Below are 16,022 nucleotides of genomic sequence, written 5' to 3'. Positions count from 1 at the left end.
AAGGTTGCCGATCGTCGTGCCGCCCGTCACGCCACCATCGGTCGAAGCGACGCCTGCAAGCGTCGTGCGTGTCTTGGCCGCGTCATCATACTGCACCGAGTTGTCGGCAACAGCACCAATCGCCTGGAGCTGGCCCAGATTGACGGCATCCGTTGTTGCAACGCCAGCTGCGACGTTGGCAATCACCTGATTGCCAGCATTGATCCCGGCGGTGGTGACGCTGGGGCCGCCTGCGATGGTCAGCCCTGTTGCGCCCAACGTGGATGCCCCGTTCGTGAAGCCGGCCGTGTTGATCACCGTACCGCCGGTCGTCAGGCTGTCGGCCACCAGGTTCGGGTTGGTGGCGATCGTCAGATCGGTCCCGTTCTGCGCGATTGCGATGTTGTTGCCCGCCGTGATCGTCTGCCGGGCGCCCGGTGCGACGTTGGCAATCGCGGTACCAGTCACCGTACCCGTGCCCGTCTGGGCAGTGGTGACGTCGAAGCCGCGGTTTGCGACAGCGGCCGTGTTGGTGATGGCGGTGTTGTAGTTATCGAATGCGCCTTGCACCGTGGTAGCGGTCGTCCCGCCCGTCGTCGCGTAGGTTGGCCCGGTGTAGGTACCGTCTGGATTGACGGTACCGCCGATGACGCCTGCGAACTGGTTCTGCACGCCCGTCAGCTGGCTGACGTTGACCGCGTCGGTCGCCGCTGCGCCCGCAGAAACGTTGGTAATCCGACGTTCGGCACCCGCTCTACCGATGGACACCTCCGACGTTGGGGCCGCAGCACCAGTGGCATAACCGACACCTGTAGGTGCCGCAGTACCTGTGCGAGAACCTGCACCGAGCGCTAGCGAATTGTCATAGAGGGCCCTTGCGGTGTTGCCGATGGCAACACCGAACGTGCCGGGTGCCTGGGCATCGGAGCCGATCGCGATCCCGTAGTCCCCGGTAACGATGGATCCACTGCCGATTGCCAGACCAAGGAGGCCGGACGACCGTGCAAGTGTACCAATCGCAACCGCGGCCTGCGCACTAGCGTTCGTGTTCTGGCCAATCGCAGTCGCGCCACCGCCGCTTGCCTGGGCGTTGTTGCCGAAGGCCAGTGCGTTCGCGCCCGATGCCGTAGCCGTCAGGCCCAGCGCCGCAGACGATGTGCCCGACGCGACGGCATTGAGACCAATTGCGGCGCCGTTCGTGCCGCTTGCAGTCGCCGCGTTGCCGAGTGCGAGTGCATTGGCGGCCGTGGCGCTGCTGCCACCGCCGACAACGATGCCACCCGCAGCAGTCACTGTGCTACCGTTGCCCGCGACGATCGCGTTCTGCGCATTCACCGTGTTGGTGTTGCCGAACACGGCAGAGCCCGACGCATTGGCAGTACTTGCCAATATGTTGTTGGAGCCGTGGACGTTTATACGGTTGCCGTTGCCGGCTGTGTTCGGCCCGTTCACCGTGTTGTCGTTGCCGGTCACGAACGTGCCGTCGCCGTTAATGATGTTGGGGTCGCCGACCGCGTATGAGGCAGTGCCGGTGACGACGTTGCCGGTACCGAAAGCGCCTGAGCGAGCACCGGTCACCTGGTTATTGTAGCCGACCGCAGTGCTGCTCTGCGAATTGGCGACGCTGGCGGTACCGATCGCGACGCTATTTGCGCCCGCCGCGCGCGCACCGCTCTGGACGACACCGCCAACCGTGCTGCCGTCGCCTCCACCAAGCGCAACGCTGTACGCACCGGTTGCCTGCGATGCGCCCGGAGAGAGGAAGCCACCGGTGGCACCACCCAGCGCCAAGGCACCGATACCGCTCGCATTGGCGCTCTGCCCCAGCGCGATTGCGCCGTTGGCTGCTGATGTGGATTGACGTCCGATCGCGATCGAAGTCAGTCCAGTAGCAGTGGCAGCGTTTCCTACCGCGATGGATCCGTCGCCTGACGCGATCGTCTGGAAATCATCGCGCACGCCGATCGCGATCGAATTTTGAACGGTAGCCTTCGCACCCGAGCCAAGCGCCGTCGAGGCTTCAACGGCTCTGCTCGCGCTGCCTAGGGCTGTGCCCCCGGTCGATGTCGAATTCTCGCCGATCGCGACCGCATTAAAGTTGACCGCAGCGTTCGTCGCACTGGCGCCGGTACCGATCGCAATATTGTTGGTGCTTGAAGCGGTCGCTGAGTCGCCGATTGCAATCGCCGAGCTCGCTGCGGCTCTGGATCCCGATCCGACTGCCACGGCACGGATACCCGATGCCGTGGCCCCGGCGACGGCGACAGGGGTGGTCGCTCCGCCTTGCGCGACAATATCACGGCCACCAATTGCAACCGAGTTCGATCCCGAGGCGATGGCGGAGAGTCCCGTAGCCGTCGCGCGGGTCGATGCGCTAGCTCCGTACCCTACGGCAACACCACCATCGCCCGTCGCCGACGAATAGGCACCTAGGGCCGTGACACCAAAATTAGCCCCACCGTTTGCGCTGCATCCTAGCACACTTGAATAGGTGCCGTCGCCGTCGACTGGGTTCGTCTCCGCCGGGCGTGGAATGCCGTCAGGCCCCGTGTCAGCGCCAGAGTTGCATGCTCCCGTGCTGTTGTAGGTGTTTGCGCCGGCGGTCGTTGGATACATCAACCCGATGCCGAGCGCTCCTACGGCCAGCATAGCTGCGACGGGCAGGTTCGCGTAGAGTGCTTTGGAGATGATTTCCGCCCGGCCACCGGGCCCCCCCGCCGGCAGAGCAGCCGCCATACTATTCAGACGTAACGGTGAGGCGTTGGCCAAATTGGCTGAAGATTGCTTGTTGGCCTGTTTCCCTCGGGCCTTATCGAGAGCTGTCGACCGCCGTGCAAGACGGTTCTGTTGGCTTATGGTTGCAACGTTATGGCGCTCGGTGGTCATTGGCTGTCTCCAATTTCGGTTGAAGTATTGTTCCGAACAAGCGCGGACGATCGACCGGAGGCTCTACGAGCGTTCGGTGCCGGGCTTTCGGTAGATGTCCTTGGGATTCAGATGTTAATGCGCGGGCGGCGAGTGCCGTTGATCACAAGGCGCAGGCAATATTTGATAGGCGACGCTCAGGCGATACGCATGCGAGGCGCATCGCTCTGACCGTCATTGTGCGTAAGTGGTGGTCAAGTCGACGACCACACACGTACCAGTCCCAGTAGGGACCAGAAGCGTTTCCGTGGGTCCCTGTTGCATGACAGTTACTCCAACAAGTTGCCCTCTTGCCTGAGCGCGTGTCGTCATCGCATTGCGCACAGCATCACAAGACAAAGGGCTCGGTACGACCTGCACCGCAACTAAATCGCACCGCCCGGGCGAAACTGGCGTTGCAACGATCGTGCTTACACCTGACGGGATCGGTTCTTTCTCTGGGTAGCGTTGCGCGACTACGACGTTCACACTACGCTGATCGCCGCCTTTCGGGTTCCAGTTCGATAGCGTGTCATATTGACTGGCTCCCGCAAGTATTGTTGCACCAGCTGCGTTTATCTGTGGGGCGCATGCTGCCACGCCATTTTGCCGAAGTCGAACTGCAATGTCGGACAGTCGGGTCGATGGGGCAATGGTGTTGGACTTTACCGCGCTCGTTTTTGCAATATCACGCTTGGAAGGTAACGTGGCAGCATTCGCATCCGCTGATACTGTAGAGAACAGGATGTTTGCTATGATGAGCATCACGCCCCCATAGATTTTGCAATGACTAAACCCGTACATTGGCACCTCCATCACCATCATCTTCCCCGGCCAACTGCACATCTACGATGTTACATTTCGCATGCCGAATCGGACTGACAAATGTCATATGTGATGGTTCTGAGCTTTCACGATTAACGGGATTTTAAAAAACCAGATCAGCGCTAATTTGGCGCTCTGATCGATAGATCTAGTCGTTTTGGGTTGAACGAAAGGTCGTGATTTAGCCATTCAACGCGGCCATGGATGATTTTCAGGTCTTCCCATCCGCGTCGGATCCGCAACGATCGATCTGCTGCCGAACCTTAAGCCCACTAAGCCCGTCGAATAAAGAACGATGATGCCACGAGCGAACACGATTTTCGTTCACGCCCACCACGTTATGCCAACCTAGGCGCGCTCGAGATTAACAGTAGAGCCGTCACCTATTCGGCGCAGCGCTTCACGTGAGTTGGCTTCAGGTCGAGTCCAAATACCGTTAATACGTTGTCGTATAAACTGCACCGCAAACCTAGAAAAGTCATTAATTATCAGCTGCTTATACATGTGTTTCAATGCAAGATTTTGCCACAAGCTTTCATCATTGCAAACGCAGCGTGCAAAATACCTCCGGAAATCCACACATCGATAATAAAACATCATAATCGGTGCATAGACCTGCGAATTCTAATTGATATAAATCAATACATAAACACGGTAGACCGATAACTATCTAACATTAAACATTTTATCTAGGAATTATGATTTATATCGTTCACTGGGGACATGACATATGTCTATGCACTTTTGCCTTAATTTGGAGGATGTGGAAGCTTTGGTTTAGGCGAGCGTGCTTGCCTTGCGATATTTATGGAAGACGCAATGCCGGGGTTGAAAATCTTAGTCGATAGTCTCGAGCAAATAGAGCCCCTTAATCAGGAGGCGCGAGCAGCTATTTTAAGCGCAGATTGTGTCGTCCGATCATATGCTGCCGGACGGTACGTACTGCGAGAAAACGATCGGGCGGATTTTATCGGGATAGCAATTGAGGGATTTGCCTTTAGTCATAAACAGACTAGTTCTGGATCTAGACAGATTTTATCGCTCATACTGCCAGGTGAAGCGCTAGCCCTCGAAAACATATATTTAAACCAGTTAGATTGTAGTATACAAGCTCTCACCACATTCAGTGTGGGGCTCATTCATCGAGATGCGATGAAACGCTTTATGATGCTACATCCTACGATTGCGAATGGTATCTCTACAATGCTTGCTTATCGTTCCTCAATTTATAAAGAATGGATGCTAAACATTGGTCGACGCAATGCTAAAGAGAGAGTCGGGCATCTGCTCTGCGAAATTGCCGTTCGTTTGACGGGAGGCAACACAACTGCCGATCGAAGTTTCAAATTCCCCCTGACTCAGGAGCAAATTGGCGACGCCCTCGGCCTTACAGCAGCTCACGTCAATCGCGCAATGAAGTCTCTTCGTAATGAAGGCTTACTAATTAGGGAAAAAACGTTATTCAGACTGCCCGAATGGGATGCATTGTGTGTACTAGCCGATTTCAATGACGAGTATCTGACCAACGAATGATATAAATGTCCGATAAAGCTCGGTACGTATACTAATAAAACCACCTAGAACGTAGGCGCTATTTGATTTTGGTATTCTGCATTTCACTAAATGATCAAAGATCTTATTTTACTAATTATGAAGCCCCGGCCCTCGCTGAATTACCGCTAGCTACATGATAGATAGCCAATTCATTTCCAAAAAGGTTATCTCAATTAGGATGCTTTTTTGGGAATGTTCGACTTTTGTCAGCCGGACAGAAACATGGTCGATCAGATCCAGAAGTGCTGTGGTAGAATTGAGTAGACGGGAGCGGCATGGCCGCTCCCGTCCCCGTATGCTCAGTGGCGGCCGTTAGGTGCGGCAGGCAGCATGTCCTTGCCGTAGCTGCGCGCAACGCCGCGCTGATCAAGTTCGCTCTCGATCGTGCCGAGCGTACGATTATACGAGGCGAGCTCCGCAGCGCTGACGAAGCCCTGCTGCTTGCCGAGCCGGGTCATGCTCTGCCGGGTCTGCGCGATCTGACGGTTCAACGCCGTCGCGCGCGCACGCGCAATCTTGTGCGTGCGCCGCGCGTTCTCGATCCGAGCCTGGGTCGCATCAATGCGGGTATGAAGCGCAGTCGCCGCCTGCATATTCTCGGCGCGCTGTGCTTGGGTTCCTCCTTGCTGCGCAAAGGCGACACCGGGCATCATCAGTCCGATCGCAACTGCGGCAACAAGGGCGAACGGCTGTTTGGTAAGGATCATTTCTATCTCTCTAGAAACCGGCGATGTGGCACGCTGCAATCGTCCGGTCGCGCTTATCTAACGATCCGTCGCTGCATGGCAGGTGAATGAGCAGATAAGCCAGTGCTGGAATCTGATTTTCGCATGTGCAGCGTCGCCGCTGTGGCTCAGCCTTTCTTTCAAACGTACGGCAGGCGAGAAGGGATCGGCGTTCTCGGAATCGATCGCATTTTGGGAATGCGCGCGCTTTCCGAGCGCCGGTTAGCGGGGGCGGCAAGCAGCTTACCCTCGTGGAGTGTCCACGTAGGCCCTGTACGGGTTCTGACCATCGGTCACTATGAGCGTGATAGTACCGCCGGATGCATCAGGGGGTGGAATAAAGTAAATACTATCCACATCCTTATTAATATTGGCCAACGGAAAATCTTCAATAATAGCCCCGTCTCGAACGACATAATGACCTAGATGGCTAGTATGATCGCTCCGTTCTATTCCAAAGAAGGATTTTTCATTTCCAAAGCTGCTACACAGCTTCAGGCTCGAACTGATAGATGCTATTGTATTGATGCAGCTATCTGTCTGAACCTTTTCACGGGGAATGTCTTCATATTTCATCGTATAGGACTTTTCGATCGGATCACTAAAGCCAAATGCGGGTGCGAACCCGAACGGGTTATTTTCAATGTAGCGCCTTACCTCGCTACCGTTGGTTAAAAAGAGACTCCAACCGGATCGGTCATCTATTTTGAAGCCACATGGCAATGTCAGCATTGCGATGTCACGAACCTGAATACCTTTTTGCAGCGGTACGATAGAGTTCTTGATACGGCTCGTGATATTCGAACCCACCGAAGCATGGACAAGTTGATCAGTAGTGCATGCGCTACCATTTGAATCACGCTTGAGCACTGGCGTTCCAACGTCTTCCGTAGATTGCTTGCTGCGCGAAGACGCTTGCTCGTTTAGCACCTCATAGAGCGTTGAGGCTGACCGATTGGCTTTGTGTTCGGAAGCTTTGTCATTGGTTTGCGCAGTCGCTTGAGGGGCGGCTCCCGCCCCGCCAATCGATATAAGCACGGCCATCATCATGACAGTCTGGGTTCGCATTGCTTCGATCCTAGCCTCCGCAGATTTTGCAGGGTCACCCGCCATCCCGCAAACCGAGGCGATGATCAACCGCCGAGGATTAAGCTTTACCAAGACGGACGGCTATCTAGCCGCGGTTTGTAGAAGCCGAATTTGCTTACCGTTTAGGCCTTCGCAGCTGTTGGCTCATTTCCCCAAAAGGAACGGCTTGCGAGGCGGCCGGGGCATTTCCATTGGGATCGAGATTCGGGAATGTCCAACATGGGCAGGAAAGCGGACCGTCCGGTTTCAGGCACGGCTAGTGATATAGCGGGCATCGCTTTCACAGCCCCGCAGGCGCCAAATAGCGGCATGACGCCGACTCCATGTTGCCCGCGAATGGCTGACGATTTAAACCGGGTTTGTGCCATTCACGCGGATCGGTTGGAGTGACCCGATGTGTTCGTCGCGGACATGAACGGGGGCTACGATCCGATCGTCCACGATGGCGGTAGCAGCGCTATCGGGATCGTGTTCTGCCGTAGTGCGGCTCTCGCCTGCCCCGAATGGGGTATTGATGGGAAGAAAGCAGATTGTCGCTCTTTATGATCATCAGGCCAAGCGTCCTTGCGCTCGGACGCCACCACAAACATCAATAAGGGCAGCGTAAAGAGGAATAGAAGGTCGGCATAGTTATATTGAGTGAAACACTGACTGTCGCGCAGCTTGCAAAGTCAGGTGCGCTTAACTAACGGCATCTTTCATGTTAATTAGCCCACTCATGAAGCATAGGGGGTAAATGACTTTTTCTTCGAGACGCATACGTTCGCCTGCACGAGCCAAGATAGTGTGTGTCGCGACAGTGAATTCTACCCATTGCGTTTCTAGCCTATCGCAATCCCAGGTATAAAGATAACTGTCCCAATCATTCTCTATTTCACCAAGCAGCGTCCTGAGCCTCTCTTCTAAAGAGAAACCGGCGTCGATCCCTCTGGTCATTAGAGGGCCGTAGATGCAGCATCGTTCCAAAGCCCGGTGCGCATCGATAAGCTTTCCAAATTCGGTAAGCTGTCGCTGAGCCTCAATGACATTCTGTGGCCCACGCACCAGCTGAATTAGCGACTTACGGCGGATGTCGAGATCTATATGATCGCTCATCAATCGCTCTAAACTAGCAGGTGAGCGAAGCGATACGACATTATCGCCAGAACGAGTTTGCAATGCAACAGCTGTTGGAAAGTCGCTTATTAAGGAATTTATACTCGACAAACTACCAGGCTCTATCCGATAGGTTATCAATTCATTAAGCGCTTCATCCAGCTTAATGCTTACCAAATCAAGTTCGTTATCATCTGCTAATACAAGAGCCTGCTCAATTAATTGAGTTAGTTTATCGGTGTCATGAACCATATCAACCATCCGGCAAGCTCAAGATGATGGAAAATTATAGGTCTTTAGGCCCCTACAAGATAGTTTGACTGCCTTGATACGGATCAAGTTCCGAGACTGCGCCGCCTTAGACAGGCGATGGTACTTGTCTGCCATGTCTACATGGCTTTTGCGAATTGCTGGGTCTGACGTATTCGACGCCAACGCTCGTGTGGCTGCAGCTCGTTGGGCAAAGTAAACGCGGTCTTGATCGTTGAACATATCACCCTCCCCTCTAACGCGGCAAATTCGACTAATCCGGATAGCATTGTCAATAACATAAGTTATGTCGCGTTCAATGCATTTATTATTGGGATATTAAGATTCAATAATTGATCAACAGCATTAATTGGTGGTTATTAGTCCGTACAACAATGAGTCTATAAAGACTATATTCTTCTGAGTAAGCTATAATAAGCATCTTGTTATGTATACTATTCGATAATAATCACCCGGCTTGCCTGCTGCAAGCGGAGCACCTGCTGCTGGGCACCAATGGGGCTCGCGGTCTAACGAATGGCTGCTTTTGGCCTCGCGGATCTTCAACCTGAGCGTCCGACTTTGGGCGTTCTTGCCCGAGCCGGCATTCTCGCGAGGGATCGAAATTCGGGAATGCCCTTACGGCCGCGATTTCAGGAGTGGCAAATGAACACAGACCCATGAAGAGTCCATCAGAACACTTCTTTGAAAATCTCACACGCACGCATATTTGATTCCCCGGTCATCTGGCTGTCAGCCGCAGGATGCATACATATCCCCGAAGACTGTGTGCCATTGACCAAAAACACATAGCTTTTGACTATCTGTCCGTCGGCGGACCTGGCAGTAAGAGAAATAATGTAGCCGCCTGACTTGATGGCGGCGGTCAGTGTTATTGGTACCTGAGCAATTTCAATGCCGGGTATCGTAGTAAAGAGGCACGGCTGATCAATGCATCCAAAATCGATGAAACCATGTTGCTCCCGGTAATAACGGCGGATCTGAAGCCGGTGTACCGGCTCGATCTCGGTGACGCCGGTGCACCGCAGTGTCCTGCCGCGGATCGACAGTGGACAGGGCGCGGTCCTGACGTAGGACCCCGGCCCTACGCGATAAGCACCGGTGACTTTGACCGCTCCGCCGGACAGCCGATTAAACAGGCGGTTCAGCGACAACACACTGATCCGGCGCGATTGATCTTGGTCTAATAACTGTCGCGTATTTGATATTAGCGGCCTTACCCCCTTCTGCTTCACCTTCTGAGTTTGTGTCGTAATTGGCGAACTGTCAGATTTGCTGGCCTGAACACTAGTCACACCGGAAATGCCGACTGCGAAGATAGAAGGTAAAACGAACCGGAACCATGACAAATCGCATCCCCCGTCAAGAGGCCGCAGCACATGCTCGGGGAGCTGCGTGGTTGCGGGCTCGAAGATTATCAGCCGCGACAATAGAGGCAATCAACACATTCTCGCAAACGAACGCCAATTGAGAAGCCTATGGCGTTCCCGATCGGGAACGCCAGCCAGGCAGTGCTCGTTACTGGGTGCTCTTCGGTGGAAGCTTGAACTTGACCCGCTGAACACAGCCTCGACGTCCTGAATCGCTTTCTACTACCCGGGCATTGGAAAGCGCATTGCGCGCGGTATCGCCGAACGTCTCGTCCGGTTCAGAACCTAGAACCCTTACGTTCCCTACCGCTCCCCATGGCGCCGTATCATAGCCAATTACGGCCGCCCCTTCGATCCCGCGGCGCCAGAACGCTCTGGGGTAGGCGCTTCCGTCGAGAAGACCCGGGATCGATTTGGGATCCACGATACAACCCGGCTGGTTTCCAGTATCCAGGGGCGTGTCTGGCACCGGTACGGGGGCCGCCTGGTTGGCGCTTCCGTTATGGTAGAAGTGATAGGTGCATCCGTGAAAACCCGCTCCCGGCTCATAGCGGTTGGCCAGCAAAGCTTCTCGGCCGGCTCGCTCGAACCCTGTATCGCCGGACGTACCCAATGTCTGGACGTTGCCAGGCTTACCTGCGGCGTTCACGTCGAATGCCAGAAACACCCAAGATGGTCGGCGCGCCGGTTGCGACAGTTTTTCGAAGGCCGGCAGGTTAAGACGCCGGTACTGGCCTGGCTCGCGGGGGCAGTTTGAGTCTGCGGGGCGAACTCGTTCAAACAGGGCAGGCGCGAATCCTATGGAGTCCGGACGGCTCGCCAGTTCGTACAAATCCGGCATCGACGCCTTCTCGATCGGCGTGACCGATACCTTGAAGGACACGCTGCATTTTGCCTGCGGCATTCCGGTTGGAAAGCTCGAAGCCGCCAGCGCAGGGGCAAGATCGCTCGTGTCGACATACCAACCCGGCGATTCCGTCCTATCACGGCGGATAGTGCGGGCGCGCCCCTGCGCATCGATTACGAAGGAGAACCGATATGTGGGTGAGGGGCTTTCGGTAACGGCGGGACCGTAACGCGTTGCAACGGCTGTGAAAGGCCGAACGATGTTAGCGGCTACTATCGGCTCGCCTGAACAGGTGACATCGCTGGCGGTGAACGCAACGACCTCCGTCCGCTGTGTGGCGAACGGTACCGGAGGGGCAGGGACACTGAGCAGCGCGAGCAGCGCACCAGGCATGGCGTGATCTCCAAATTTACGACATCGATTATCCCGCTGGCGGCAACGTGCCTAGCGATCTCACCAATGAATAATCCTCGGCGAGCACAGATGATAGCCGGCCTGGAATTCCACTTTCTCAAAATATGTTCTCATTGTTCATTCTCATTGAACGCCAACTTTGTTGACTAGCTGAGAAGGGTCGAACCATGACGATCGACGACGCACTGCGCGCCTATGCCTCCGGACACCGTTCGGCCAAGGAAACGAAGGACCGTACCGGGCTGGGTTATGTTCAAGTCCTAGACGGCCTTGGCCGGCTAAACCTTCGCGTACCACCGCCCGCCTTCGACGGCCCCGACGGCGACGCGCTGCGTGAGAGCGCAGATCGCTTCGCCGCATTCCGAGGCAGGCGCCCTAACATGGCGGATTCCCCGCTGATGCTCATCGGATATGCCCGGGTCTCGACATCTGACCAGAATTTGACGTTGCAAACGGACGCTCTGACCGCTGCGGGATGCGAACGGATCTGCAGTGACAAGGCGAGTGGCGCGAAAACCGACCGTCCGGGTTTGTCAGAAGCGTTGAACGTCGCTCGCCGGGGAGACACGCTCGTCGTCTGGAAGCTCGACCGCCTTGGCCGTTCGATGAAGGGCCTTGTCGAACTGGCAGCTGACCTTGCTACCCGCGGTATCGAGTTACGGTCCCTAACCGACGGGATCGACACAGCGACGCTGACCGGCAGGTTGCTCCTTCACATTCTGGCGTCGATCGCAGAAATGGAGCGTAAGCTGATCCGCGAACGCACAATGGCCGGGCTACTGGCGGCCCGTCGCAAGAACGGGCCGGGCAGGGGGCGCAAGTCGGTCCTGACGCCAAAGAGGGCCACGGCTATGAAGCTGCTCGCTGCGGGCGATCGTCCCCGGGACGTAGCCGAGGCGATCGGCGTCTCGGTCGCAACCTTTTACAGGCATTTTCCGGCTGGTGGCAGCGAGCCGGGCCCTTGAAGAACCGCTACCTGCGCATCGTGCCCTTTAGTGGCCATGATCGCCGTCTGATGACCCTGGAGGCCCTGAGGACGCGCCTCCAGGGACGTAGACTGCATTTCCACAGGGGCTCGGCTCCCGTTTTCCGGGAAGCTATGCCATGGCTTATTCGGCTGCCGTTTCTTCGGTCTTGCGCTTGCGCGGAGCCGGGGTGGGCTTGGCGTCTGCCTTGGCTGCATTGGTTTGACCGGGCTTGCGACCCAGGCCAATGCTTTTCGCCATCGTGCGACGTGCTTCCGAATAGGTCGGAGCGACCATGGGGTAATCAGCCTTCAGGCCATAACGCTCACGATACTCCACTGGCGTCATGCCGTTAGTCGCAAGGTGGCGGCGCAGCGTCTTGTACGGCTTGCCATCGATCATGCTGATGATGTGATCGGGGCTGGCAAGCGACTTACGCGCCGTCACGGCCGGGGTGTATTCTTGAGCAGGTGCCTCGGGTTCAGCAGCCGTAGCGTTTCCGCCGACCAGTACCGAAACAGTTTCGTACATTTTGTTCAGGAAGGCCGGAACGTCGTCAGCATTGGTACGCGTGTTGGGGTTTGCTAACCACGCGATGGTCAATTCCGTGGCGAGCTCAACGGGGTTCAGATCGAGGGTAGTGTCAGACATAGCAGGGCTCCATTTCTGGAGGCGCATCTAGGTATTTGATTGGTTGCTGGCAATCTTAGTTTACCCGAGGCCACATATTTAAGATTGGTGCATGGAAGGACCGGAAAATGCGGTGATCACAAATGGTTCGATATGCAGATCCTACTCACCGCCCACTTGATGTCGGGCCTGCTAGCAACGCGCCGCATCGGACGTTTAGTGGCACAGTAACGTACTTCTCCGCTTTGCATCTCGATCGTGGCGGACCGGTTGGTCCGGCTTCACTACTGGCCACGCCGGCCCGGCTTTGTATGACCGGAATGGTTGCTCACGAGGCACTCTGGTATGCGCCCATTTTTGCGACGGCGGGATTAGCTCGCGCTGATAGTTTCCTCGGTAGATTCGGGATGACATACCGCCGATCCTGCGCGTGAGGTATCAAGCTTGGGCGGATTGCAAATCTTTTTTGATCGCAAAAGGATTTGTTAGTCTTGTCAGCGGCATAGGCGCTGAACATGCTGGAACGACGAACCATCCGAGGCGCCGCCTTTCGCATCGGTCGCCGTGCCTCGCGTCTCGCGCAAAACGAGATAGGTCCGGGGCCGCAATTTGCATGTTCAGAAGCTCGCGCTCAATGCTTTGCTGACCTTGTTCAACCAGATGATGGGTTGACCAGCCTTAACGCTGTTTCCGAGCTCGAACGAAAGTCGCGGCTACCGCAGTATATAGCTGGCCCCAAGGCCGTGATCATATTGCTCGTGCTGGCAGTGACACTTTGCCTTGGCACGCTCATCTACGTTCAACATGCCAACAGCCTCATCGTTGACCATGACATGCAGACGGCAGTCTCATTGAGCGAGCTTGCCGCGCGCTTCGACCACGAAGATGGCAACCTGTACCGCCTGCTGGTTGATGCGTCGGCTAACGGCCGCGCCGCTGACAGCACCCGACGCCTGATCAATATCCGCCATAGGATCAGTCAGATCAGCGCCGATCTGGCCAGGCAGCGGGAGGCGCTCGACCCTCGGGACATCACTCGTGCTACCCGGGTCGTTGCAGAGCTCGGCAAATATGATGAAGCGGTTGGAGTGGTGTCGTCGATGCTGGAAGTCGACTTCTCCACTAGCGTTGCCATGCTGCGCCCGTTTCGTGCCAATGCAGACCGTGTGCTGGCCGAGGTCAAGGCAATCGCAGCCTCCGGCATTGCCGATGCGCACCGTCATGCCGAGGATGCTGCGTGGCGGACGCGATGGCTTGTCGCATTAGTTACGGCTGCGGTGCTGATCGTCGCCGGCCTATCCTATGCTTGGCTCGCATTGGCAGCCGAACGTGGTGTCCAACTGACAGCGGAGATCACGCGCCGCGGTATCGCCGAGCAGGAGGCGCTGAAGCTCGCACGCACTGACGCGCTGACAGGTCTCGTTAACCGACGAGAGTTCGGTAACGCGCTTGAGATTGCCATTGACGCTGCCATGACCGCTGGCAGAGGATTATCAGTGGTGCTGCTTGATCTCGATGGCTTCAAAGATGCCAATGACATGCATGGACACGCTGCCGGCGACACGGTGCTCATGACGGTTGCACACCGACTGCATAGCGTCTGTGGGGATTATGCCACTATTGCGCGCCTGGGCGGGGACGAGTTTGCTATAATCGTGCCAGACGAAGGGAGCACAGGCGATGCCATGGCGTTGGCCTACCAAGCTAGTCACGTGCTTCATCAACCGCTCGCCTGGCGCAGTAACACGATTACGGTCGGTGCCAGCATCGGGGTCTCCCGCTTCCCGAATGATGGGGTCGCTGGGAGCGAGCTACTGCATGCAGCAGACATCGCGATGTATGAAGCCAAGCGGGGCAGCAAGGGCGGCGTCTGCTTATTTTCCCCTTCAATGGAAGCCGAGCGGTTCGAGCGCCGACGCATGGAGCAGGAATTGCGCGATGGTATTGGCCGCAGCGAAGTAAAGCCGTTCTATCAGCCAATCGTCCGTTTCTCAGATGGGGGGCTATGCGGCTTTGAGATTCTGGCGCGCTGGCATCATCCTCGTCTCGGGCTACTAGCGCCTGACGCCTTTATCAGACTTGCCGATAGCACTGGCCAGATAACGGCGATGACCAATTCGATCCTGCGACAGGCGTGTATTGATGCGCGCCAGATCCCCGCTCACTTGCGTTTGGCTTTGAACATTTCGCCGACCCAGTTCGAAGAACCGGGACTGGCCGAGGCACTGATCGCCATCATCCTCGCTGAAGGCGTCTCGCCATCGCGTTTTGAGATCGAGATTACCGAGGATGCGGTGATGGATGACATCGTCGCGGCCGAACGTGTGCTGGCAACCTTCCGCCAAAGCGGGATATCCGTGGCACTGGATGATTTCGGTACTGGGTATTCCAGCCTATCCAACCTGCGACGCCTCCGGTTCGACAAGATCAAAATCGACCAAAGTTTCGTCACATCGCTCACTGACAGCGTCGAGAGCGAGAAGATTGTCGATGCGATCATCTCGCTGGCGCTCAGCTTCGGCATGAAGGTTACGGCCGAGGGTATCGAGGACGCGGCGGTAGCAGCGATGCTCTCACTAAAGGGATGTACCCAGGGGCAGGGTTACTTATTCGGCAAACCGGCATCATTCACTGAAACTGTCCGATTGTTCAGCACAGCCTGTCAGGTGGCCGCCTGAGCAAAAACAGGTGCCGTCCATAGGTTTCGAAAAGACATAGCCACAGGCCAGAACGGTTCATTCGATCCGCCGCCACATTCCCGGCGGGTATTAACCACTGGCACACATCCCGTTGCTATCCGGCGGGACAAACGATCGGGATACGTGTGAAACATCTATCTTTCCTCGCGGGGCCAGTCCTCGTCACTAGCATGATTTGGCCAGCGGCGACGGCCCCGTCGGCTGTTCTCAACGTCCCCGTTGCCGCCCGTATCATATCATTCGTTCAACCATCGCCTGTCGGACTGGTACCGGTCGGCATTGTTTATCAGCCCGGCAACGCTGCCTCGGAGGCGGAGGCGTCTGACATGGAGCGCATGTTGACTGGTGGCTTCACGCTGGGCCGTGCGACGCTCCGCACGCGGCGGGTGGCAGTGAGTAACCTAGGCCAGCTGACTGGCACGAAGGCTGCGTTCGTTACCACGGGTCTACGCGCGCACCAGGACGAAGTGGCCGCAGCTGCCAGCGCGCAATCTATTTTGACAATCACCGCCGACGCTGGCTGCGTCGTGGCGGGAAAATGCATTGTGGGCATCAGCGGAGCGAGCAAAACACAGATCATCGTGAATAAGGCTGCGGCGCGTCGAAGCGGTATCAGGTTTGGGTCCGCTTTCCTCATGCTCGTCAAGGAAATCTGA

General features: G+C 56.3%; 12 protein-coding genes. 4 read left to right on the top strand and 8 right to left on the bottom strand.

Going from position 1 to position 16,022, the window contains the following annotated elements:
• Both C8J26_RS20585 and C8J26_RS20230 read right to left on the bottom strand, forming a co-directional pair.
• On the bottom strand, positions 1-2,865 hold a 2,865-nt coding region (locus C8J26_RS20585), incomplete at its 3' end, for a YadA family autotransporter adhesin (RefSeq protein ID WP_208631444.1).
• Between the two features lie 213 nt (positions 2,866-3,078).
• Positions 3,079-3,708 carry a hypothetical protein gene (locus C8J26_RS20230; protein ID WP_146168886.1) on the bottom strand — a complete coding sequence of 210 codons (630 nt, stop codon included), beginning with the start codon at positions 3,706-3,708 and terminating at the stop codon, positions 3,079-3,081.
• 819 nt (positions 3,709-4,527) lie between these two features.
• Here C8J26_RS20230 and C8J26_RS17310 point away from each other — a divergent pair.
• Positions 4,528-5,241 carry a Crp/Fnr family transcriptional regulator gene (locus C8J26_RS17310; RefSeq protein ID WP_208631443.1) on the top strand — a complete coding sequence of 238 codons (714 nt, stop codon included), beginning with the start codon at positions 4,528-4,530 and terminating at the stop codon, positions 5,239-5,241.
• Positions 5,242-5,561: 320 nt separating this feature from the next.
• On the opposite strand, the gene C8J26_RS17305 is transcribed toward C8J26_RS17310, so the two are convergent.
• From C8J26_RS17305 to C8J26_RS17295, 5 genes are all read right to left on the bottom strand, one after another.
• The gene (locus C8J26_RS17305) at positions 5,562-5,969 is read right to left on the bottom strand and encodes a hypothetical protein (protein WP_056413043.1); all 408 of its coding nucleotides are present in this window, start codon (positions 5,967-5,969) and stop codon (positions 5,562-5,564) included.
• Positions 5,970-6,230: 261 nt separating this feature from the next.
• Complete coding sequence (locus tag C8J26_RS20225) at positions 6,231-7,055, bottom strand: hypothetical protein (RefSeq protein ID WP_156359537.1); 825 nt, start codon at positions 7,053-7,055, stop codon at positions 6,231-6,233.
• A 702-nt stretch (positions 7,056-7,757) separates the two neighbouring features.
• The gene (locus C8J26_RS20220) at positions 7,758-8,432 is read right to left on the bottom strand and encodes a hypothetical protein (RefSeq protein WP_146168884.1); all 675 of its coding nucleotides are present in this window, start codon (positions 8,430-8,432) and stop codon (positions 7,758-7,760) included.
• 680 nt (positions 8,433-9,112) lie between these two features.
• Complete coding sequence (locus C8J26_RS20215; protein WP_146168883.1) at positions 9,113-9,595, bottom strand: hypothetical protein; 483 nt, start codon at positions 9,593-9,595, stop codon at positions 9,113-9,115.
• A gap of 364 nt (positions 9,596-9,959) precedes the next feature.
• Complete coding sequence (locus tag C8J26_RS17295) at positions 9,960-11,051, bottom strand: TonB family protein (RefSeq protein WP_082445081.1); 1,092 nt, start codon at positions 11,049-11,051, stop codon at positions 9,960-9,962.
• A gap of 419 nt (positions 11,052-11,470) precedes the next feature.
• Between C8J26_RS17295 and C8J26_RS17290 the strand changes: the two genes are divergently transcribed.
• Positions 11,471-12,037 carry a recombinase family protein gene (locus C8J26_RS17290; RefSeq protein ID WP_056413503.1) on the top strand — a complete coding sequence of 189 codons (567 nt, stop codon included), beginning with the start codon at positions 11,471-11,473 and terminating at the stop codon, positions 12,035-12,037.
• A gap of 144 nt (positions 12,038-12,181) precedes the next feature.
• Here the strand turns inward: C8J26_RS17290 and C8J26_RS17285 are convergent, their stop codons facing one another.
• Entirely contained in the window at positions 12,182-12,688 is a 507-nt protein-coding gene (locus C8J26_RS17285) for a Ros/MucR family transcriptional regulator (protein ID WP_056413502.1), read from the bottom strand.
• Between the two features lie 494 nt (positions 12,689-13,182).
• On the opposite strand from C8J26_RS17285, the gene C8J26_RS17280 reads away from it, so the two are divergent.
• Positions 13,183-15,345, top strand: a complete 2,163-nt coding sequence (locus tag C8J26_RS17280) for a putative bifunctional diguanylate cyclase/phosphodiesterase (RefSeq protein WP_082445080.1) — start codon at positions 13,183-13,185, stop codon at positions 15,343-15,345.
• Between the two features lie 347 nt (positions 15,346-15,692).
• On the top strand, positions 15,693-16,022 hold the full coding sequence (locus C8J26_RS20580; RefSeq protein WP_162236997.1) for a YfiR family protein: 330 nt from the start codon (positions 15,693-15,695) through the stop codon (positions 16,020-16,022).

The sequence above is a fragment of the Sphingomonas aurantiaca genome (assembly GCF_003050705.1).
Taxonomy (GTDB): domain Bacteria; phylum Pseudomonadota; class Alphaproteobacteria; order Sphingomonadales; family Sphingomonadaceae; genus Sphingomonas; species Sphingomonas aurantiaca.
Note: the sequence above shows the minus strand (reverse complement) of the source record. Positions and strands in the feature narration are given on the sequence as shown.

Bases quoted from the DNA above. Each gene is read 5' to 3' on its own strand.
- C8J26_RS20230 (WP_146168886.1), bottom strand. From the start codon at position 3,708: ATGATGGTGATGGAGGTGCCAATGTACGGGTTTAGTCATTGCAAAATC.
- C8J26_RS17310 (WP_208631443.1), top strand. From the start codon at position 4,528: ATGCCGGGGTTGAAAATCTTAGTCGATAGTCTCGAGCAAATAGAGCCC.
- C8J26_RS17305 (WP_056413043.1), bottom strand. From the start codon at position 5,969: ATGATCCTTACCAAACAGCCGTTCGCCCTTGTTGCCGCAGTTGCGATC.
- C8J26_RS20225 (WP_156359537.1), bottom strand. From the start codon at position 7,055: ATGCGAACCCAGACTGTCATGATGATGGCCGTGCTTATATCGATTGGC.
- C8J26_RS20220 (WP_146168884.1), bottom strand. From the start codon at position 8,432: ATGGTTGATATGGTTCATGACACCGATAAACTAACTCAATTAATTGAG.
- C8J26_RS17295 (WP_082445081.1), bottom strand. From the start codon at position 11,051: ATGCCTGGTGCGCTGCTCGCGCTGCTCAGTGTCCCTGCCCCTCCGGTA.
- C8J26_RS17290 (WP_056413503.1), top strand. From the start codon at position 11,471: ATGCTCATCGGATATGCCCGGGTCTCGACATCTGACCAGAATTTGACG.
- C8J26_RS17285 (WP_056413502.1), bottom strand. From the start codon at position 12,688: ATGTCTGACACTACCCTCGATCTGAACCCCGTTGAGCTCGCCACGGAA.
- C8J26_RS17280 (WP_082445080.1), top strand. From the start codon at position 13,183: ATGCTGGAACGACGAACCATCCGAGGCGCCGCCTTTCGCATCGGTCGC.
- C8J26_RS20580 (WP_162236997.1), top strand. From the start codon at position 15,693: ATGGAGCGCATGTTGACTGGTGGCTTCACGCTGGGCCGTGCGACGCTC.